Origin of the sequence: Cobetia sp. AM6, from assembly GCF_009617955.1 — a bacterium.
GTDB lineage: Bacteria > Pseudomonadota > Gammaproteobacteria > Pseudomonadales > Halomonadaceae > Cobetia > Cobetia amphilecti.
The window spans coordinates 1,776,111-1,796,046 of record NZ_AP021868.1; the positions used below are offsets into that span (position 1 = coordinate 1,776,111).

The 19,936-nt window shown below is 63.2% G+C and carries 19 protein-coding genes; 17 read left to right on the plus strand and 2 right to left on the minus strand.

The genetic code is table 11. From position 1 onward, the window contains the following. Nucleotides 1-14: 14 nt before the first annotated feature. From CLAM6_RS07600 to CLAM6_RS07645, 10 genes are all read left to right on the plus strand, one after another. Nucleotides 15-755 (plus strand): histidine phosphatase family protein, encoded by a 741-nt coding sequence (locus CLAM6_RS07600; RefSeq protein WP_153635630.1) that lies wholly within the window; start codon nucleotides 15-17, stop codon nucleotides 753-755. A 279-nt stretch (nucleotides 756-1,034) separates the two neighbouring features. Then, nucleotides 1,035-2,327 (plus strand): metallophosphoesterase, encoded by a 1,293-nt coding sequence (locus CLAM6_RS07605; protein WP_172978651.1) that lies wholly within the window; start codon nucleotides 1,035-1,037, stop codon nucleotides 2,325-2,327. A gap of 20 nt (nucleotides 2,328-2,347) precedes the next feature. Further along, the gene (locus CLAM6_RS07610) at nucleotides 2,348-2,629 is read left to right on the plus strand and encodes an amphi-Trp domain-containing protein (RefSeq protein ID WP_197738729.1); all 282 of its coding nucleotides are present in this window, start codon (nucleotides 2,348-2,350) and stop codon (nucleotides 2,627-2,629) included. Between the two features lie 166 nt (nucleotides 2,630-2,795). Beyond that, complete coding sequence (bla, locus tag CLAM6_RS07615; RefSeq protein ID WP_153635632.1) at nucleotides 2,796-3,791, plus strand: class A beta-lactamase; 996 nt, start codon at nucleotides 2,796-2,798, stop codon at nucleotides 3,789-3,791. Between the two features lie 196 nt (nucleotides 3,792-3,987). Further along, on the plus strand, nucleotides 3,988-5,094 hold the full coding sequence (locus CLAM6_RS07620) for an NADH:flavin oxidoreductase/NADH oxidase (protein WP_153635633.1): 1,107 nt from the start codon (nucleotides 3,988-3,990) through the stop codon (nucleotides 5,092-5,094). Between the two features lie 434 nt (nucleotides 5,095-5,528). Continuing rightward, on the plus strand, nucleotides 5,529-6,401 hold the full coding sequence (locus CLAM6_RS07625; RefSeq protein WP_197738730.1) for a DMT family transporter: 873 nt from the start codon (nucleotides 5,529-5,531) through the stop codon (nucleotides 6,399-6,401). A 302-nt stretch (nucleotides 6,402-6,703) separates the two neighbouring features. Further along, nucleotides 6,704-7,660, plus strand: coding sequence for an NAD(P)-dependent oxidoreductase (locus tag CLAM6_RS07630; protein WP_153635634.1), 957 nt, complete (start codon nucleotides 6,704-6,706; stop codon nucleotides 7,658-7,660). Nucleotides 7,661-7,800: 140 nt separating this feature from the next. Continuing rightward, nucleotides 7,801-8,550 (plus strand): class II aldolase/adducin family protein, encoded by a 750-nt coding sequence (locus CLAM6_RS07635; protein ID WP_197738731.1) that lies wholly within the window; start codon nucleotides 7,801-7,803, stop codon nucleotides 8,548-8,550. Nucleotides 8,551-8,637: 87 nt separating this feature from the next. Then, nucleotides 8,638-9,312: a TetR/AcrR family transcriptional regulator gene (locus CLAM6_RS07640; protein WP_153635635.1), complete on the plus strand. Its 675-nt coding sequence runs from the start codon at nucleotides 8,638-8,640 to the stop codon at nucleotides 9,310-9,312. 2 nt (nucleotides 9,313-9,314) lie between these two features. After that, the gene (locus CLAM6_RS07645; RefSeq protein ID WP_153635636.1) at nucleotides 9,315-10,499 is read left to right on the plus strand and encodes a pyridoxal phosphate-dependent aminotransferase; all 1,185 of its coding nucleotides are present in this window, start codon (nucleotides 9,315-9,317) and stop codon (nucleotides 10,497-10,499) included. Between the two features lie 168 nt (nucleotides 10,500-10,667). On the opposite strand, the gene CLAM6_RS07650 is transcribed toward CLAM6_RS07645, so the two are convergent. Beyond that, a complete protein-coding gene (locus tag CLAM6_RS07650; protein WP_043332808.1) occupies nucleotides 10,668-10,886 on the minus strand; it encodes a TIGR02450 family Trp-rich protein in 219 nt (72 codons plus the stop codon). A 108-nt stretch (nucleotides 10,887-10,994) separates the two neighbouring features. Beyond that, nucleotides 10,995-11,900 carry a LysR family transcriptional regulator gene (locus CLAM6_RS07655; RefSeq protein ID WP_043332806.1) on the minus strand — a complete coding sequence of 302 codons (906 nt, stop codon included), beginning with the start codon at nucleotides 11,898-11,900 and terminating at the stop codon, nucleotides 10,995-10,997. A gap of 407 nt (nucleotides 11,901-12,307) precedes the next feature. On the opposite strand from CLAM6_RS07655, the gene CLAM6_RS07660 reads away from it, so the two are divergent. From CLAM6_RS07660 to CLAM6_RS07690, 7 genes are all read left to right on the plus strand, one after another. Next, complete coding sequence (locus CLAM6_RS07660) at nucleotides 12,308-13,321, plus strand: D-cysteine desulfhydrase (RefSeq protein ID WP_043332804.1); 1,014 nt, start codon at nucleotides 12,308-12,310, stop codon at nucleotides 13,319-13,321. 128 nt (nucleotides 13,322-13,449) lie between these two features. Continuing rightward, complete coding sequence (hisD, locus tag CLAM6_RS07665) at nucleotides 13,450-14,766, plus strand: histidinol dehydrogenase (protein ID WP_153635637.1); 1,317 nt, start codon at nucleotides 13,450-13,452, stop codon at nucleotides 14,764-14,766. Between the two features lie 9 nt (nucleotides 14,767-14,775). Beyond that, complete coding sequence (locus CLAM6_RS07670) at nucleotides 14,776-15,984, plus strand: DegT/DnrJ/EryC1/StrS family aminotransferase (RefSeq protein ID WP_153635638.1); 1,209 nt, start codon at nucleotides 14,776-14,778, stop codon at nucleotides 15,982-15,984. A gap of 168 nt (nucleotides 15,985-16,152) precedes the next feature. Continuing rightward, a complete protein-coding gene (locus tag CLAM6_RS07675) occupies nucleotides 16,153-17,091 on the plus strand; it encodes a TRAP transporter substrate-binding protein (RefSeq protein ID WP_197738732.1) in 939 nt (312 codons plus the stop codon). Between the two features lie 135 nt (nucleotides 17,092-17,226). Beyond that, nucleotides 17,227-17,784 (plus strand): TRAP transporter small permease, encoded by a 558-nt coding sequence (locus CLAM6_RS07680; RefSeq protein ID WP_153635640.1) that lies wholly within the window; start codon nucleotides 17,227-17,229, stop codon nucleotides 17,782-17,784. Between the two features lie 4 nt (nucleotides 17,785-17,788). Next, nucleotides 17,789-19,069 (plus strand): TRAP transporter large permease, encoded by a 1,281-nt coding sequence (locus CLAM6_RS07685; protein WP_043332797.1) that lies wholly within the window; start codon nucleotides 17,789-17,791, stop codon nucleotides 19,067-19,069. A gap of 141 nt (nucleotides 19,070-19,210) precedes the next feature. Then, nucleotides 19,211-19,930 carry an aspartate/glutamate racemase family protein gene (locus CLAM6_RS07690; protein WP_153635641.1) on the plus strand — a complete coding sequence of 240 codons (720 nt, stop codon included), beginning with the start codon at nucleotides 19,211-19,213 and terminating at the stop codon, nucleotides 19,928-19,930. Nucleotides 19,931-19,936 lie beyond the last annotated feature (6 nt).

Below are 19,936 nucleotides of genomic sequence, written 5' to 3' on the forward strand. Positions count from 1 at the left end.
AAGAGCGACGGCCGATGACTGATGAACCGACAATCCGACGTGTGGCATTGATTCGTCATGCCGACTATCACCAGCAGATTGATACCCCGAGCGCGCTGCAGCCGTTTCCCTTGACCCGTCGCGGTGAGCGCCAGGCGCGTGAGGGAGCCGAGGAAGTGCTGATGCTGTGTCAGGCCCATGGCTGGCAACCGGCCAGCACGGTACATGCCTCCAGCCTGTTGCGTGCCTGGCAGACGGCGCAGGTGATGAACGAGGTCATGGGTGACAGGACAGGGCGTGAGTTCTCGCTCATGGCACATGATGCCCTGTGGGAGCGCAGTCTGGGCAGCGCCGCCAATCTGACCACGGCACAGATCGCCGAAGCGGTGCGTCATGACCCGCGCGTGGATTTCCTGCCGGCCGACTGGAAATCCAACAGCCACTTTCGCCTGCCGCTGCCAGGGGCTGAATCCCTGATGCAGGCCGGCCAGCGGGTGGCCGACTTCATTGCTTCGTTGCCGGCTTCCCCACCAGCTCCTGCCTCGGCTCCCACATCAACCCCCACATCGGGCGCCACGCTGACACTGGTCGTCGGCCATGGCGCGGCGCTGCGGCATGCGGCGCATCTGCTGGGCGTGCTGGACTTCGACCAGATTGCCGGGCTGAGCATGCACCATGCACGGCCGGTGGTCATCGAGCAAACCCCGTCAGGGTCATGGCGGCATGTGGCTGGCGAGTGGAAGGTGCGCCAGCGTCACGAGCCCGCGCAGGACTGAGTTGGCGGCCAGCCGGCGGGGTACTGAAGTGCCGGGAGCGGGCGGGGTGCTGGAGAGCAGGAGATGGGCGGAGTCATTGACAGCAGAGAAGCAGGCCAGCGCATCAGCGTGATACGAGTCTGTCATCTTTCTGTGATCAAACGGTCATAATCTTGTCGCCCTGTGCCCGTGACCTCATTCCACATTCCCCAGGATGGTCCCCAAGGAGCGGCAAGGCGCTTGCTTGCCACAGGCCGGTGAGTTCAACGAGGCAAGCAGATGCCACAAGGAGATAGCCCAATGACCCTCAGTCCCCCCATGAGCGACGCCGTACCGCGTTACCGAGGCCCGACGCGTTATCTGAAGGCGCTGCCCAGTCACGCGGCTCAGTGGCCCGAGACACATCAGCACCTGCGCGCCGGTGACAAGGTGTCCCGCGCCGCTCGCAAGCTGGGCAGCAAGGACTGGCCACGCCGCGATGTCATCTTCATCTCCGATGCCCATGCCGACGCGGAAGCCTTCATCGCGTCTCTGGTGGCCAGTGGCGGTGTGCGCCTGACCTCGCGGGACAACCTGGTGTTGACGGCGCGGGGCAAGCGCAGTGTCTTCGTCATCGGCGGTGACTGCCTCGACAAGGGCCCCAGCAATCTGGAGCTGCTGGAAGCCCTGCGCACCTTGATGCGCAGCGGGGCACGCCTCAAGTTGCTGGCGGGCAATCACGACATGCGGCTGATGCTGGCGCTGATGCGGCTGAGCCATGATGATTCGGCGCGAACCGATCATCTGTTCGTGCGCATGGGCGCCAAGGGGCTGGCGCTGCTAAAGGAAGTCTTCGATCACTATCTGGCGGACAGACCGCGGGCGATGAAGAGCATTCCCTCGCGAAGTGAATGCCGTCGACGCCTGTACCCGGGGCCGGACTGGGCGGAGCAGTTTCGCAAATCGGCAGGCCATGTGCTCAAGGGGGAGGCGCTGGAGAAGGAGGTCACTCGCCTGAGCGCCAAGGCCGATGGCTTCGAGCATGCCTGTGAGAAACATGGCCTCTCGTTGCGTCAGACCTATGCCGCCGCGCTCAAGGCCCACGAGCTGTTTCTCAAGCCCGGCGGGCGCTTTGCCTGGTTCTTCGACGAGATGCGCCTTGCCTATCGCAGTGGCGCCTTCCTGCATGTCCATGCAGGCGTGGATGATGCCTTCGCCAGACGACTCGGCCGCCAGAAGGTCTCGCAGGTCAATCAGGAATTCCGGCGCATCCTGCGCGAAGACCCGTTCACCTTCTATTACGGTGAGCTGGCCAATGTACTGCGCACCAAATATCGCAAGAGCGACATGGTGCTGAGCGCCGCAGGCGTCAAGCGCCTGCACAAGGTCGGCATTCGTGCCGTGATGCATGGCCACGTCAATCATCAGGCGGGCCAGCAACTGGGCTGGCGCCACGGGCTTCTGCATATCGAGGGCGACGTCACCCTGGATCGCAATTCACGCCGCAAGGAAGGGCTGGATGGCGTGGGCATGGGGGCGACGCTGATAGAAGCCTGTGGACGCATCGTCGGCATCAGCAATGACCATCCCGAGGTCAAGGTCTACGCGCCCTGATACACGCACAGGAGAGGCAGGTGAAAGACGACAAGCAGGACAAGTCGCTGTTCCGACATGAATCATTGCAGTCCATCGATGGCGTTCAGGGCATTCTCAAGGCCATCATCAAGGGGCTGGGCAAGGGACTGTTGTCATTTCGCGATGAGGACGGCGAGATACGGCTGGCACCGCGCGGCCTGATGACCCTCAAGGTCACGGCGCGGCGAGAGGATGATCATCATCGCCTCGATATTCGCCTGTCATGGCATGCCAAGCCCGGCGCCAAGCGCAACAAGACGCTCAAGGTTCTCGATGAGTGAGGGCAGCGTGCGCAGGCATTGACCCAGATCAAGTCTCTGCCAGCCCGCGGCCCGTAGTGAGATGGCCGGCATGTCCGCGCTTAAGCGGCTATGGTACATGTAGCATGCTGCATATTGGGTCGTGTCTTGCGACACGACCGCTCCCCATGATCAGGACATATCATTGATGCCTTCATCCCCTCAGCGCCTGTGCGGTGCCGATCACCGCTCGTCTCCATTGCACTCTTCCAGCCTTGCGGTAAAGCTTGCTGTCAGGCCTTCAAGGTGCTGGAAACAGTGGCTGGCCGCCGCCGCGCTTGCCTGTCTGTCGCTGGGCGCTCAGGCCGCGGACGATGCTTTGGCCGCTGACAAGCCGCTCTCGGCGTCGGCCATTCAGGCCATCGAATCAGAGGTCGGCGCGCGAATCGGTGTCACCGTTCTGGATACCGCCGATGGCACCCGTTTCAGCTGGCGGGGGAATGAGCGCTTCCCCATGAGCAGCACCTTCAAGGTGCTGGCCTGTGGTCATCTGCTCTCTCGGGTGGACGAAGGCCAGGAATCGTTGTCACGCAAGGTGGCGATTCGCCCGGCGGATCTCGTGACCTACTCCCCCATCACCGAGCACCACACCCGGGATGGCGGGCTGACGCTTGAGGCGTTGTGCCATGCAACTATCACGACCAGCGACAATACCGCGGGTAACCTGATTCTCGACGCCTTGGGCGGCCCGGCCGCACTGACGGCCTATTTGCGGCGCCTGAACGATGACAGCACGCGGCTGGACAGACGTGAAACGGCGCTCAATGAAGCCACCCCCGGTGATCCTCGCGATACCACCACGCCGCACGCGATGGCGGCCACCCTGCAGCGATTGCTGGTGGGGGATGCGCTGAGCGAGCCATCGCGCCTTGCCCTGCAGGGCTGGATGCTGGCCAACACCACCGGCGATGACAAGCTGCGGGCGGCCTTGCCCGATGACTGGCAGATCGCGGACAAGACCGGCGGCGGGGGATATGGCACCAATAATGACGTTGCCATCTTGTGGCCGCCGTTGCGTGCCCCGTTGATCGTGGCGGTCTATCTGACCGAAAGCGAGGCGGACCTGGCAGCGCGCAATGCCGCGATTGCCGATGTCGGGCGTCTGCTGGTCGAAGAAGTGCTGGAGAGCGAAGCGAGTCGCTGATGATGACGTTCCAGCAGGGCTTGCGTGAAGGATAGGCAACTCAGCGTTGCCGTCATCGCGGCCACCTTGCGCTTGTGGCGCCTCCTCGGTGCCCGCATTGTGCTTGCACTGCGTTGGCAATTTCAGCACGGACCTTCTCGCCATGTTCGCGCCTGCACCTTGTCAAACCCACCCTGTCTGTATCCAGAGGAATTCCATGTCCACACTGTTTTCACCGCTTGCCCTCGGCCCGCTCACGCTGGACAACCGCATCTTCATCGCGCCCATGTGTCAGTACTCCGCCGAGGACGGCCAGATGCAGGCCTGGCATGACCAGCATCTTGGTAATCTCGCCCAGTCCGGGGCCGGGCTTCTGATCTTCGAGGCCAGCGCTGTCTCTCCCGAGGGGCGGATCACCCACGGCGACGTCGGACTCTTTGATGATGCTTGCCAGCAAGCTATGCAGGGAGTCGTCGAGCGTATCCGCCGCTATTCGCCGATGCCGCTGGCGGTGCAGATCGGTCATGCGGGGCGCAAGGCGTCCTGCCAGAAGCCTTGGGATGGCGGCGCTGCCATCGCGCCCGGCAACGAAAACGGCTGGCAGGTACTCGCCCCCAGCGCGATTCCCTTCAGCGAAGGTGGGCCGCTGCCCGAGGCGATGAGTGGTGATCAGATCCGCCGCACCATCGCGGACTTCGTAGCGGCGGCGCAGCGCGCCGTCGAGATTGGCCTGGACGGCATCGAGCTGCATGCGGCGCATGGTTATCTGCTGCACGAGTTCCTGTCGCCGTTGAGCAATCAGCGCGACGATGACTACGGTGGCTCGCTCGAGAATCGCATGCGTCTGACGCTTGAGGTCTTTGACGCCGTGCGGGCCGCGATCCCGCAGCACGTGATGCTGGGCATCCGGATCAGCGCGACGGACTGGGTCGAGGGCGGCTGGGACCTCGAGCAGAGCATTGAACTTGCCAAGGCGCTGGACCGCCGTGGCTGCCACTATCTGCATGTCTCCAGTGGCGGGCTCAGCGTGCAGCAGGAGATTCCGGTAGCGTCCAACTATCAGGTGCCGCACGCCGAGGCCCTGAAGGCGCAGGTGAAGATGCCGGTGATTGCCGTTGGCCTGATCACCGAGCCGCAGCAGGCCGAAGACCTGCTGGCGAACGAGCGTGCCGATGCCATCGCGCTGGCGCGTGGCATTCTCTACGACCCGCGCTGGCCGTGGCACGCGGCCGCTGCGCTGGGTGACACCGTCAAGGCCGCGCCCCAGTACCTGCGTTGCCAGCCGCATGGCCTGAAGTCGCTGCTGGAGAATCAGCAGGACTGAGCCGTGTGAAGAGATATTGAGGACTGACGCCCGCGTTCACGAGCTCCTGCTCGCTGATCGCGGGCGTCTTGCTGTGCGAGGACTGACTTGAAGTTCGGGCTTTCCGTGACGTTCTGATTCGAGCGCGCCGAGCGCCTGACGCCATATCTTTCGTCTAACAAGAGCGCTGCCAGCGTATCACTCGAGTGCCGGATAGCGTGACCTTGCGCCATCCTGAGGGTTTCTGAAACGCGTCTTTGCCGCAATCGCGCCTGTTTCACCTCAAGCACAGGGTGCAAGACTTGATGGCGTGGTGGCAGGACGATGCCACCGATGATCAAGCGGACCCGCTGCCTGCCTTGGGGTGATGTTGCAGCGCGATACGCGCTTGATCCTGGCCGCCAGACCCTCTGGTGAATGTGACTTGAAAGATCAAGGTGGCGTGAGTGGACAATATGCGTAGCAGTATTTTCATGGTCATCGCGATGGCAGCATTCGCGGTGGAGGATCTGTTGTTCAAGTTGGCGGCGGGGCATACCTCGACCGGTATCACCCTAATGCTGTTCGGTCTCGGCGGCATGCTGGTCTTCATGCTGTTGACCTGCCTGCGCGGCGAGTCCCTCATGCCTGCGGCGATCTTCTCGCGTCCGATTCTGGTGCGTGTCATCTGTGAAATCATCGCCCGCAGCAGCTTCGCCCTCGCCATCACCCTGATGCCGCTTTCCACCGCCTCCACCATCCTGCAGGCGACGCCGCTGGTCGTGGTGGCCGGGGCGGCACTGTTCTTCGGGGAGCGCGTCAGCCGCAAGCGCTGGCTGGCAATCGGTGTCGGCTTCATTGGCGTGCTGCTGATCGTGCGTCCCGGTCTCGACAGCTTCAACATGTCCTCACTGTTTGCGGTGATCAGCACGATCGGCTTCGCCGGACGAGACCTGGCGACGCGCGGCGCGCCGGCGTCGTTGTCCAACGTCCAGCTCGGCATCTATGGCTTTCTCGCCCTGATTCCGGCGGGGGGGCTGATCGCTCTCTACCAGCAGACTCCGCTTGCGTATGCGCCCGAGGCGACCTGGCTGATCGTGGGTGCCGTGATACTCGGGGTCATCGCCTACAACGCCTTGACGATTGCCATGCGCAAGGGCGAGGTCTCGGTGGTCACGCCATTTCGCTATACCCGCGTCCTGTTTGCCTTGGCGCTCGGGGTCATGGTGCTGGGGGAAAGCCTCGATGCCATGACCTTGCTGGGCGCCGCCATCGTGGTCGCAAGCGGTATCTACATCGTCACCCAGGGCAAGCAGCGCCCGCCAGTGGCGAAGGTGGCCTCGTTGTGAATTCCTTCGCTGCCATCAGGTTGGCAGCGTCAGGCTGTCATCACCGCTGACGCCAGCTTGCACCATTGACCAGGTAACACATGAAAAAGGAGAGGCGCTTGCGCCTCTCCTTTTGTCGTTGTGGCGCGCATGTTTCATCCAGAACAGTGCGGTGACGGAAAAACCCCATCGATCAAGGCATTGGCAAGGCGATGAGGGAGCAGGGGAGCACGTGACGGTTGGCAGTAGTTATACGAGTGTGTAATAGTGAGGAGAAATCCATGGCAACCCACTCGCTGCCAGTCGTGTCACAAGGAGAGCCAATGCCAAGCCAAGCCCCGATTCTGGGTGTCTATCTGAGTGAGTCCCTGGACCTGGACAGCGTCTACGGTGAAGCACTGCGCCAGCTGGGCGACGATGTCGTGCTGCGTCATCCGCATGAGATCGAGGACCCGAGCGAGGTGCGGTTCGCCATCTGCTGGCAGCCGGGGGAGGATGCCTTCGCGCCGTACCCGAATCTTCGGCTTGCCATGTCGATCGCGGCGGGGGTGGATGCCCTGATGAGTCATCCGGGGCTCTCGGCCGAGGTTCAGGTCGCACGGGTGCGCGATCCGCATCAGGCGTATCTGATGGCCGGATTCGCCGCTCACGAGGTACTGCATCGCGAGCGCGAGTTTGCCGTCATGGCCGACAATGCCACGCGTGGCGAATGGCAGCCGTTGGCAATGCGTGCGCCAGAGAAGGCACAGGTGGCCGTGCTGGGCCACGGCAGCATGGGGCGCGCCGTGGTCAGTTCGCTGTCGACCCTGGGGTTCTCGGTGACGGTCGCCTGTCGCAGCGAACCGGCCGCGCCGGTGCCGGGCGTGCGTTACCTGACCGGTGACGCTGCCGTCATGGCGGCGGCCGACGGCGCCGATTATCTGATCAATATCCTGCCGCTGACCCCGGTGACCGAGAACGTGCTGAACGCTGCCTTGTTCGCCCGGCTGCGCCGTGGCGCCTGGCTGGTGCAGATCGGCCGCGGCGAGCACCTGGTGGAAGCGGACCTTGAAGCCGCGCTCGACGCCGGACAACTGGCAGGCGCGACGCTGGATGTCTTCCGCGAGGAGCCGCTGGCGCCCACTCACCGCTGGTGGCAGGACGCGCGCCTGCGCATCACGCCGCATGTGGCCAGTGACTCGCTCCCCGAGGTGGTGGCCGAACAGGTGGTGGCCACGGCGCGTGAGTTGCGCGATGGCCTGCCGCTCATGCTGGGCGTGGATCGCCAGCGCGGCTATTGAGGGCCGCAGCGCTTAAAACCCTCAGCGATTGAGGCCCGCGTCGCTTGAACACCGAAGGTGGACGCTTCAATGCTTCTCAAGGCTCAGCCGAGCCTTTCTCGACCCCAGACAGCGACATTGTGACCACAGGAGACAGCAACATGCCGGCATCGACCATGAGTGACGCGGAGTGGCAAGCACGCCTGGACCTGGCGGCCTGCTATCGGTTGGCAGCGCACTATCGCATGACCGACCTGATCTACACCCACATCACGGCGCGGGTACCGGATGAGGAAGGGCATTTTCTGATCAATCCTTACGGCTGGCGCTGGGAGGAAATCACGGCGTCCTCGTTGGTCAAGATCGACGTCAACGGCCAGAAGGTCGATGACAGTGCCGCGCGGGTCAATCCGGCCGGTTTCACCATTCACTCGGCGATTCATGCGGCAAGTCACTCAGCCAGCTGGATCATGCATACCCATACCCGCGCCGGTGTGGCGGTGTCGAGCCTGGAAGAAGGGCTCTTGCCACTGAATCAGATCGCCCTGCAGTTCCATGGCCGCGTCTCCTACCACGATTATGAGGGTATCGCGCTGGATCTGGATGAGCGCGAGCGCATTGTGGCAAGCCTTGGCGACAATCCGGCACTGATCCTGCGCAATCATGGCCTGCTGACCACCGGCGCCTCTGCCGCCGAGATGTTCAACAACATGTTCTATCTCGAGCGCAGCTGCGAGATCCAGGTCGCGACTCTGTCCATGGGCCAGCCGGTGCGCCGCCTCTCGCCCGAGATCTGTGAGCATGTGGTCGGTCAGTACGACATGGCCATCCACGAGGAGGGAGATCTGGCGCTGGAGTGGGAGTCTCATCTGCGACTGCTGGAGAGCCTTGGCTGTGATTATCGTTGTTAATAGCAGGCGCGCTGTTGAAGGCATCTTCGTTCGAGAGGCCATCGAGTGCCTGATGCGCGGGACAGCGACCGGACGGGAGACATCACGATGAGTCGCAAGGCATTCCAGCGGCTTTCCCAGGATCAGCGTCGTCGCGACCTGCTGGAAGCCACCTTGAGCTGTGTCGCGCAGCACGGTCTGGCCGGTGCCAGCGTTCGCCGTGTGGCGGAGGCGGCCGGGGTCTCGCCGGGACTGATTCGCCACCATTTCGGTACCAAGGACGACATGGTGCGGGCCGCCTACGCCTACATGATGGGCCAGCTGACCTCCGATATCGCCGATGCCAGCCCGGCCAGTGATGTATCCCCGGCGTGTCGTCTGGCGCGCTTCATCGCGGCGAGTCTCACGCAGCCCAACCTGGCCGCCCACAAGGTCTCCCTGTGGGCGACCTTCATCGGCCGGGTGCGCCACGATGCCAGCTATTCGGCGGTGCACCAAGAAACCTATCGCGAGTTTCTCGACCTGCTCGCACAGCTGGTCAAGCCGGTGCTGAGTGCCCACGCGCTGCCCGCCACCGAGAGTGAATGTCAGGAGCAGGCGATCGCCCTCAATGGCTTGATCGATGGCCTGTGGCTGGAAGGCGGGCTGGAACACGACCTCTATCCGGTCGAGCGGCTGCCCGCGATCGCCATGCGGGCGGCAGAGGGCATTCTGCGGCTGCCACAGGGCACCTTGCTTGAGCACGTCGCTATCACGACATCACCCCCACCTCACAGGAGTTGAGCATGCGCTACGCCACCATTACCGAACGACTGAGTGATCTGGGCGGTGACAAATGGGCCGTTCACAGCGCCGCCCGCCAGCGTATCCAGGCCGGCGAGCCGATCATCGAGCTGACCATCGGGGAGCCGGATATCGCCACGCACCCGGCCCTGGTCGAGCACTGTGTCGAGGCGCTGCGGGCTGGCCGTACCCGCTACTCCGATGGCCGTGGTGAACCGGGGCTGGTCGCGGCACTGGCCGAGCGCTACGCCGCGCGCATGCCCGAGATCAGTGCAGACAACGTGCTGTGTTTCCCCGGCACGCAGACGGCGCTGTTCGCGGTGATGCTGGCGCTGGTGGAGGAGGGGGCCGGCGTACTGACCGGCGACCCCTACTACGCGACCTATGAGGGCGTGATCCGCGGCGCCGGCGGTGACCTGCAGCCGGTACCGCTGCGCATGGAGCATGGCTTCGTGTTGCAGCCAGACGATCTGGCCGCGGCCATCACGCCGCAGAGCCGTGTGTTGCTGCTCAATACGCCGCACAACCCCACCGGGGCGGTGATGGACCGAACGACCCTCGAGCATATCGGCGCGCTATGTCGCGAGCATGATCTGTGGATCGTCTGTGATGAGGTCTATGAAGCGCTGATCTTCACGGGCGAATTCGTCTCGCCGCTGGAAATCGAGGCACTGCGTGAGCGCACCGTGGTGGTGTCCTCGATCTCCAAGAGTCACGCTGCCACCGGTTTTCGCAGTGGCTGGGCCATCGGATCGGCGGAATTCTGCCGTCGGCTGTTGCCTGTCTCGGAAACCATGCTGTTCGGCAACCAGCCCTTCATCGCCGACATGACCGAGGCCGCGCTGCGCGGGGATTTCGATACCACCGAGCGTCTGCGCGACTCTCTCAGGCGCCGCGCGCGTCTGGTCCACGAGGCGCTGGCGGCCATCCCGCAGCTGTCCTCCAGCCTGCCCCAGGGCGGCATGTTCCTGATGGTCGATGTCTCACGCACCGGCCTGAACGGTGAGCAATTCGCCTGGCGGCTGCTGGAACAGCAGCAGGTGGCGGTGATGCCCGGCAGCGTCTTCGGTGATTGCGGTACGCCGCTGGTACGTGTCGCCCTGACCGTGCCGGACGACAGCCTGCTGGAAGCGGTGCAGCGCATGGCGCTGCTGTGTGACCAGCTGGAAGCCGAGGTCGTGGCCTGAGATCTTTTCTCAGTGACTTTCGGTCAGTCTCAAGGCCAGGCAAGGCAAGGCCAGTCAAGATCAGGCTTCAATCCGTCTCACCCTCTGTTGCATAGACGCAGAAACGCCGCCCGAGGGCGGCGTTTCTGCGTTCAGCGATGCTCAAGTCAGGTCATCATTTCCAGCCCGTCATTTCCAGCCCATCTGCCAGACATCATCTGCCTTGAGCTCGCGCCAGGCGAGGGTGTAATCCCTGCGTGTCAGCACCGCCTGCAACACGACCTCGACCACATGTTCGTCCTGCTCATCACGAATCAAGCGTGTGACGATGAAATGGCGCTCACGCTCCCGGGGCGACACGGCGGTCCATTTGCTCTGCAACAGCTTGTCGGGGTTGATGCGATTCATGCTGGTTCCTCAAGAAACGGTTGGCAGCTGCGTGCTGCTCGAGTCAGTGCCAGTCAAGTCAGTGCTGGTCAAGTCAGAGCCCAGCAGACAGGTGAGCGCCAGATGGGCTTACACCGAAGGTGGGCTCTCGTTGAGCAGTTGCCACAGCGACTCGGTCGCCGCGCTGTGCTTGCCACGGCGACAATAGCAGGCCACCTCGAGGGTCGGGCCGCCCAGATCATCCAATAGCGAGACCAGTCTGCCGCTCTCCAGATCATCCTCGATCAGGCCGTGGGGCAGCCAACCGACTCCCAATCCGGCCATCACCAGTTCACGAATGCCCAGCGTAAAGGACGTCTCGCAGATGATGTCGATGTCCTGGGCGCGCTGCAGGTCCATCAGGTAGGGCGAGGCCAGAATCTGGCCCAGAAAACTCTCCGGATCATAGGCGATCAAGGGCAGGCGCTGGTCACTGCGCGGCAGGTGCAGGGGGCGCCCCTGGGCGTCCGGAGCACACACCGGCAGCAGCCGCTCCAGCCCCAGCGAGATGCGCTGGGTGTCGCCGTTGTCATCGAAGATCGGCGCGCCCTGCAGTTCTGAGCACAGCAGCAGGTCTGCCTGATCATGCTCGAACAGTTGCAGGCATTCGCTGCGATCCAGTGATTTCACCTGCAGTCCGGCTTCGGGGGAGTTGTGCCGGAAATAGCGCAGCAACCGCGGCAGATAGCTGACGGTGAGGGTGTGCTGGGTGGTGATGATTGCCTTCGGCCCCTGGCGGGCCTCGCTGCGCAGGCGGCTGCGCAACGTGTAGAGCCGCGCCAGCCATTCCCGCATTTCCTGCTCATATTCCAGCGCGTGCTCGGTGAGGATCATGCGCTGCGACTGACGATAGACCAGCTCGACGCCCAGCCACTCTTCCAGCTGCCGTATCCGGCGCGAGAAGGCGGGTTGCGTCACGTTGCGTCTCTCGGCTGCCAGCGAGAAGGTTCCGGCCTCGATCAATGCGAGAAAGTCTTCGATCCATTCGATCTTCATGCGTCGCCTGAGGAGATGTCGGTTGTTGTTGGAGGTCGGCCATCATGCACCGAGTGCTTGTTGGGGTGAAGACCGCAAGCACACCCCCGGAGCATGAACCATCCTTGGTTCGTCAATGGTAGGGCAGCGCCGAAGGGCCAGGGGCCACAGGCCACAGGCAATGGATATGACTGCCGGTCGGCGTCGCGGGCATGACGATCTTCTGGATGCCTGAGTCGGACAAGAGCAAAGAGCTGGTCATGCAGAAAAGTAACAAACTTTGAGAAACATGGCATTGGGACTGGCGAGAATCGCGGCTTACTGTTGAGAAGACCGCTCGGCGGCGTGCCGGAGTGATGTCACACATTCGACGAACGTCGTTATGAGAGTAACCCCCTATGACAACAATGACTCGCCTGGAGGCTCGTATGCATCTGTCCCGTTTTCCCCGTGTTCGCCTTGGTCACCTCTCGACTCCGCTGGAGCCGATGGACAACCTGAGCAAGCTGTTGGGTGGGCCGCGTCTCTGGATCAAACGTGATGACTGCACCGGGCTTTCCACCGGTGGCAACAAGACTCGCAAGCTGGAATTCCTGATGGCAGACGCGCTGGAGCAGGGCGCCGACACCATCATCACCCAGGGCGCTACCCAGTCCAACCACGCGCGTCAGACCGCTGCCGCTGCCTGCAAGCTGGGTCTTGAGTGCCACATCCTGCTGGAAGACCGTACCGGCAGCGACGACCGCAGCTACAACTACAACGGCAACGTCTTCCTCGACCAGTTGCATGGCGCGACGGTCGCCAAGCGTGAAGGCGGTGCCGACATGGCCGCCGAGATGGAAGCGCTGGCCGACAAGCTGATCGGCAAGGGCAAGAAGCCCTACATCATCCCGGGGGGTGGTTCCAACGAGATCGGCGCGCTGGGTTACGTGAATGCCGCCCTCGAACTGCTGTCCCAGGCCAACGACATGGGCCTCAAGATCGATCACCTCGTGCACGCCACCGGCAGCGCCGGGACCCAGGCGGGTCTGGTGACGGGCCTGACCGCCTGCAACTCCGGCATTCCGGTACTCGGCATCGGCGTGCGGGCCCCGAAGGACAAGCAGGAAGGCAATGTCTTCGCGCTGGCACAGAAGACCGAAGCCAAGCTGGGCCTGTCTGACGTGGTCAAGCGTGAAGATGTCGTCGCCAACTGCGATTACGTCGGTGACGGCTACGGCATTCCGACCGAAAGCATGATCGAGGCCGTCACGCTGCTGGCTCAGCAGGAAGGCATCCTGCTGGACCCGGTCTACTCCGGCAAGGGCATGGCCGGTCTGATCGACCTGGTACGCAAGGGGCACTTCAAGGAAGGCGAGAACGTGGTTTTCCTGCACACCGGCGGTGCCGTGGCCCTGTTCGGCTACCCGGATGCCTTCAACTTCGCGGATTACCAGGCCTGATAGCGTTTGCGGCCAGTGATGCGTCCCGCCTGACGACAGCGGCGTGACTGACGCATCCCGTAACGACACGCTCCCCGGCCCAGCTGGCAAGGGAGCGTGATGATCACAGCAGTTTTCGGGGAATCACAATGACAATCAGACACCTCAAGCTGGCTGAAGCAGCCGACGGCGTGGCAGAGGAAGATCAGCGCACCACGGCCATCGTCCAGGACATGCTGCAGGACATTCGCTCGCGTGGTGAAGACGCCGTGCGCATGTATGCCGAGAAGTTCGACAACTGGAGCGGCGATTTCGTCCTCAGCGAGGAAAAGCTGGCCACGCTGATCGAAAGCGTGCCGCAGAGCGTCAAGGACGATATCGATTTCGCCCATCGCCAGATCCGTCGTTTCGCCGAAGCGCAGCGCGACAGCCTGACATCCTTCGAGATCGAGACCGAGCCGGGTGTCGTGCTGGGGCAGCGCGTGCTGCCCATCGATGCCGCGGGTTGCTACGTGCCGGGCGGACGCTACGCGCATGCCGCCTCGGCGCTGATGAGCGTCGCCACGGCCAAGGCCGCCGGCGTCAAGTACATCACAGCCTGTTCGCCACCGCGCGGTGACAGCATCAATCCGGCGGTGGCCTACGCCATGCATGTGGCCGGTGCCGACCGCATCCTGGAGATGGGCGGCGTTCACGCGGTCGCCAGCATGGCCTTCGGCCTGTTCGGCGGGCGCGAAGCCGACATCCTCGTCGGCCCGGGCAACGCCTTCGTGGCTGAAGCCAAGCGCCTGCTGTTCGGGCAGGTCGGCATCGACGTCTTCGCCGGCCCCACCGAATCGGCGGTGATCGCCGATCACACCGCAGACCCGATGACCATCGCGGTGGATCTCGTCTCCCAGGCGGAGCACGGCCCGAACTCACCGGTCTGGCTGTTCACCACCAGTGAAGAGGTCGCGCGCCGCGTCATCGAGCTGGTGCCGCTGGTCGGCAACGACATGCCCAACGCCGAGGTCATCCACGCCGCCTGGCGCGACTACGGCGAAGTCATCCTGTGCGACACCCGCGAAGAAGTGGTCCAGGTCAGTGATCAGTACGCCTGCGAACACCTGCAGGTGCTGTGTGAGGACCTTGAATGGTGGAAGCAGAACCTCAGCAACTACGGCTCTCTGTTCCTGGGCGAAGGCAGCACCGTCACCCACGGTGACAAGTGTTCCGGCACCAACCACATCCTGCCGACCAAGCGCGCCGGTCGCTACTCCGGCGGTCTTAATGTCCACAAGTTCATGAAGGTACTGACCACGCAACAGCTCAGTGCCGAAGCCAACCTCAAGTTCAGTGCCATCGGTTCGCGCATCTCGCGCACCGAAGGGATGGAAGGCCATGCGCGTGCCTGTGACTGGCGCCTCACCAAATACTTCCCCGAGCAGGATTGGGATTTCCCCGTCTATGCCCAGAAGCGTTATTGAGGAGGCCACATGCGTCGTTTTGCCAAGTCATTCACCCAGCAGGAAGCCATCTCCGACACCGCCATCGAGGCTGCCGTTGCCGTGATGCGCAGTGGTCGCCTGCATCGCTACAACCTGGCGGAAGGCGAGCAGGGCGAAACGGCGCTGCTGGAACAGGAATTCGCGGCGAGTCTGGGCATTCCCCATGCGCTGGCCTGTGCCTCCGGCGGCTATGCCCTGCAGCTGGCGCTGCGCGCCTGTGGACTCGAGGCCGGTGACAAGGTGCTGTGCAACGCCTTCACCCTGTCCCCGGTGCCCGGCAGCATCGTCGCCGCCGGTGGCGAGCCGGTGCTGGTGGACATCCTCGAGGACACCACGGTCGATCCGGAGGATCTGGCACGCGCGGCCGATCAGAGCGGGGCCCGCTTCTTCATGCTCTCGCACATGCGCGGCCATATCGGCGACATGCACGCGATCATGCAGGTCTGCGACAGCCGCGGCATCACGGTGATCGAGGATTGCGCGCATACCATGGGCGCGAGCTACGACGGCAAGCCCAGCGGCACCTTCGGCAAGGTCGGCTGCTACAGCACCCAGACCTACAAGCACGTCAATTCCGGTGAGGGTGGCCTGCTGGCGACCGCCGATGACGAGGTGATGCGACGCGCCATCATCCTGTCGGGCTCTTACATGCTGTACGACCGCCACCTGGCGGCGCCGGCCGCGGAGAGCTTCGCTGAGGCGCGCCTGCAGACCCCCAACATGAGTGGTCGCATGGACAATCTGCGTGCCGCCATCCTGCGCCCGCAACTGGGGGAGCTGGCAGAGCGTCGTGAGCGCTGGAATGCCCTCTATGCCCGCATGCAGGACCGGCTCGCGGCCATGGAGGGCGTCACGCCCATCCTGCGTGGCCCGCTGGAAGGCTACGTCGGAAGCTCCATCCAGTTCACGCTGGCGCAGTGCTCCCACGAGCAGATCGCCGCCTTCATCACAGGCTGTGAAGCGCGTGGGCTGCCGGTGAAATGGTACGGCAAGCCGCTGCCGGAGGATTACACCAGCCGCTACGACAGCTGGGCCTATCTGGGCAGCCATCGTGCAGTGCCCAATGCCGACCGGGTGCTGGCGACGCTGTGTGATCTGCGTCTCCCGCTGACCTTTGACGTGCAGGACTGTGAGGTCATCGCGGACTTGATCCTGGACGCTCTGCACAGTGCACGACCTGTCTCGACCGTCGCGTGACTATGCCCGGCGGCAGCACGTGACGGGGATGAACCCATAACGATAACGCTTTGAAAGCCACATGATCTTCAATCCGCATGTCCTGATGACAGGCCATGCGGACCCGCAACCAGTGGAGTAATAACAATGTTCAATAAAGCTCTCTTGGCAACCGCAGTGATGTTGGCGATGTCAGCGACCGCTCAGGCGAAGACCTTCAAGGTCGGCATGGGCGATCCGATGGATTCGGATCAGGGCGCGCTTGCACAGCGCTTCGAGGAACTGGTCGAGGACCTTTCCGATGGCGAGATGCAGGTGGAGTTGTTCCCGGGCGGTCAGCTGGGCTCCGAGACCGGCATGATCCAGGACACGCGCATCGGCAAGCTGGACTTCGCGCTGATCGGCGTCGGCAATCTGACGCCCTACGCGCCGCGCCTCGGCGCGCTCACCATGCCCTATGCACTGCGTAGCCATGCGGATGCCGTCAAGGCCACCACCGGCCCGCTGGCGGATGAATGGAACCAGATCGCCGAGAAACAGGCCGGCGTCCACATCGTCAGCTGGCTGTATTCCAACTTCCGTTATCTGACCAACTCCAAGCGTCCGGTGACGTCGCTGGAAGACCTTGAAGGCATGAAGATCCGTGTGCCGCAGAACAAGATCATGCTCGCCACCTATCAGGCCTGGGGCGCCAGCCCGATCAGCATGTCGTGGCCGGAAGTCTTCACCGGTCTGCAGCAGGGCGTGATCGATGGCCAGGACAACCCGGACATCGTCAACTACACGATGAAGTTCCAGGAAGTGCAGAAGTATCTGACCGAGGTCCACTACCAGTACTCCCTGCAGCCGATCGTCATGGGGGTGCGTACCTACAACAAGCTCTCTGACGAGGAGCGCGAGATCATCGATCGCGCCGGCCTGGAAGCCCAGCTCTATGCGCTTCAATTCCAGCTGACCGAGGCCTCTCAGGCGCGTGCTGCCATGGAAGCTGAAGGGGTGCAGTCCGCCCAGCTGACCGACGAGGACAAGTGGATCAGCATTGCCAAGGAAGAAGTCTGGCCGCAGTTCTATGAAGAGATCGGCGGCAAGGAATCCTTCGACGAATTGCAGAAAGCATTGGGCTACTGAGCCCGAGTGGGCGGGGTCGCTCGCGGCGTCAGCGTGAATGACGTCTGAGTGACCCCCGCTGCGTTCAATGCTATCGAGCAGGGATACCAGACAGTGCTGGTATCCCTCTCACAGTTCATCGTGAAGGAGGCTCGCATGTTGGCCAGATTGAACAATATCGAGGATTACGCCTGCCGCTTTCTGCTCGCGGTCTTCGTACTCCTGCTGTTTTCCCAAGTGGTATTGCGTGTCGTGTTCGGTATCGGCATGGCATGGATGGAAGAGCTGGCACGCTACGCCTTCGTCTGGTTCGTCTTCCTGGGGGCTGCGCACGCGGCTCACCTGAGTGCCCACAATCGGCTGCAGACCCATATCAATCTGCTGCCGCGCAAGGTGGCCAACGCCATCCTGCTGTTCGTCGACCTCATCTGGGCGCTCTTCAGCCTGATCATCGCCTACAAGAGCCTGGATCTGATCGGGCTTCTCACCGAGTTTCCCTATGAGTCACCGGCGCTCGGCTGGTCACTCGCCTACGTCTATTACATCTTCCCCGTGGCCTTCACCTTGATGGCCTTTCGCGTAGTGCAGGTGCAGTTCCTCAAGCTGGTCAGAGGCATCGAGCCCGGCAACGTGGACGACGAGGAAGTGAAGCGCATCACGGAAGCGGCCCCGGATGCCGCCGATGACACCCGCACCGCCAAGATGGGAGGCTGATGCCATGGCCGCGACTATTCTGTTCTCTCTGTTCGGTGCACTGCTGTTTCTGGGATCACCCATCGTCGTTGCCCTTGGGGTGGCGTCCATGGCGGTCTATGTCGTCAGTGGTGATGACATCACCTCGCTGGTGGAGCTGGCGTTCTCGGCGATCAACTCCTTCCCGCTGATGGCACTGCCGTCCTTCATTCTGGCGGGCGCCCTGATGGGCGACGCCGGCATCGCGCGGCGTCTGATTCGTATCGCTGAAGAGCTGGCGGGCCCGGCCGCAGGTGGCCTGGGGGCGGCGGCGGTGATGGCCTGCATGTTCTTCGGTGCCATTTCCGGCTCGGGGCCGGCGACCACGGCGGCCGTGGGCATGCTGGTGATCCCGGCGATGATCGAACGTGGCTACGGCCGCAGCTATCCGGCGGCGATCACCGCCACCGCTGGCGGACTGGGCGTCGTGATTCCGCCCAGCATGCCGTTGGTCATCTACGGGGTGACCGCCAACGAGTCGATCTCGGCGCTGTTCATGGCGGGTGTCATCCCGGGCATCATGCTGGGGGCGGCCCTGATGATCGCCAACTACATCACCGCCAAGCGCAACGGCTATCAGGCCCAGGGCGAGCCGTACGACAAGGCGCGTGTCTTCAAGGTGCTCAAGGAAGGCTTCTGGTCACTGATGGCACCGGTGGTCATCCTCGGCGGCATCTACAGCGGCCTCTTCACACCGACCGAAGCCGCCGTCGTCTCGATCTTCTATGCGCTGTTCGTCGGTGTCTTCATTCACAAGGAGTCCTCGCTGCTGGGCTTGAATGAAGCCTTCCAGAACACGACCTGGCTGACCGGTCGCGTGCTGATCATCATGTTCACCGCCACCGCCTTCGGTCGCATCCTGGTGGAGCACCACATTCCGGCCATGATCGCCCAGGGCATCCTCAACATCACCGACAGCCTGTGGCTGGTGTGGGTGCTGGTGATCGCCTTCCTGCTGATCGTCGGCATGTTCATCGAGATTCTGGCCACCATCATGATCGTCACGCCAGTGTTGCTGCCGGTGATGGTGGAGCTGGGCGTCGACCCGGTGCACTTCGGGATCGTGCTGGTGGTGAGTCTCGGGATCGGCTTCTCGACCCCGCCGCTGGGCGAGAACATGTTCATCAGCTCCAGCATCGCCAATGTGTCCATCGAGAAGATCTCGGTGCGGGCGCTGCCGCTGGTCGGCACCATGGTGCTGATCGCCTTGCTGCTGGCCTTCGTGCCGCAGCTGACGATGTGGCTGCCGGACATGATGGGCTTCTAGCGGCGCAGCGGAGGGCTGTGGCTCGTAAACACAGCCCTTCGTGAACAGTGCCTCATGAAACAGTTTCTCGAGAGGATGCCGGCCACGTCGCCATCCTCTCGAGCCTTGATCTTCAGTGAGAGTTTTGTCGGAGAACGACCAATGAGCAGCTCGCATGACGCCTCGGGCGCAGAACATATCGTCGTGGGCGTGTTGGGCGGCATGGGGCCGGATGCCACGGTGGCCTTCATGCAGCAGGTGATCCAGGCCACACCGGCCGAGGATGACATCGACCATGTACACATGGTGGTCGACAACAATCCCAAGGTGCCGTCGCGCATCAAGGCTCTGCTGGAAGGGGGCGATGTCTCTCCGGGGCCTGCCATCGCGGAAATGGCCCAGCGACTGGAGCAGTCCGGGTGTGATTTTCTGGTCATGCCCTGCAACACCGCCCACTACTACTGGCAGGATGCGCAGGACGCCGTCTCGATTCCGGTGTGGCATATCGTCGAGCGCACCCTGGACCGGGTGGCGGCGCAGTGGCCGGGCGCACGTGTCGGCATGCTGTGTTCCCCGGCACTGCGCAAGATTGGCCTTTACGAAGGCTTCATCGCGGCGCGTGGCCTGTCGCTGGCCTATCCCCAGGATGAGGACGCGATGCTGGAGGTGATCCGCAGCGTCAAGAAAGGCCAGGTGAGTGATGACGCCGTCGGGGGAGCCTTCCGTCAGGCAGCTGCTGACCTGGTGGCGCAGAAAGCCGATGTGCTGGTGCTGGCCTGCACCGAGCTCTCCATTATCAGCCATCTGCTCGATGACCGGCTGCCGATCGTGGATTCCGTCGAAGCGCTGGCCGTCAGCGTGGCACAGGCGGCCACTCAGTAAGCGACG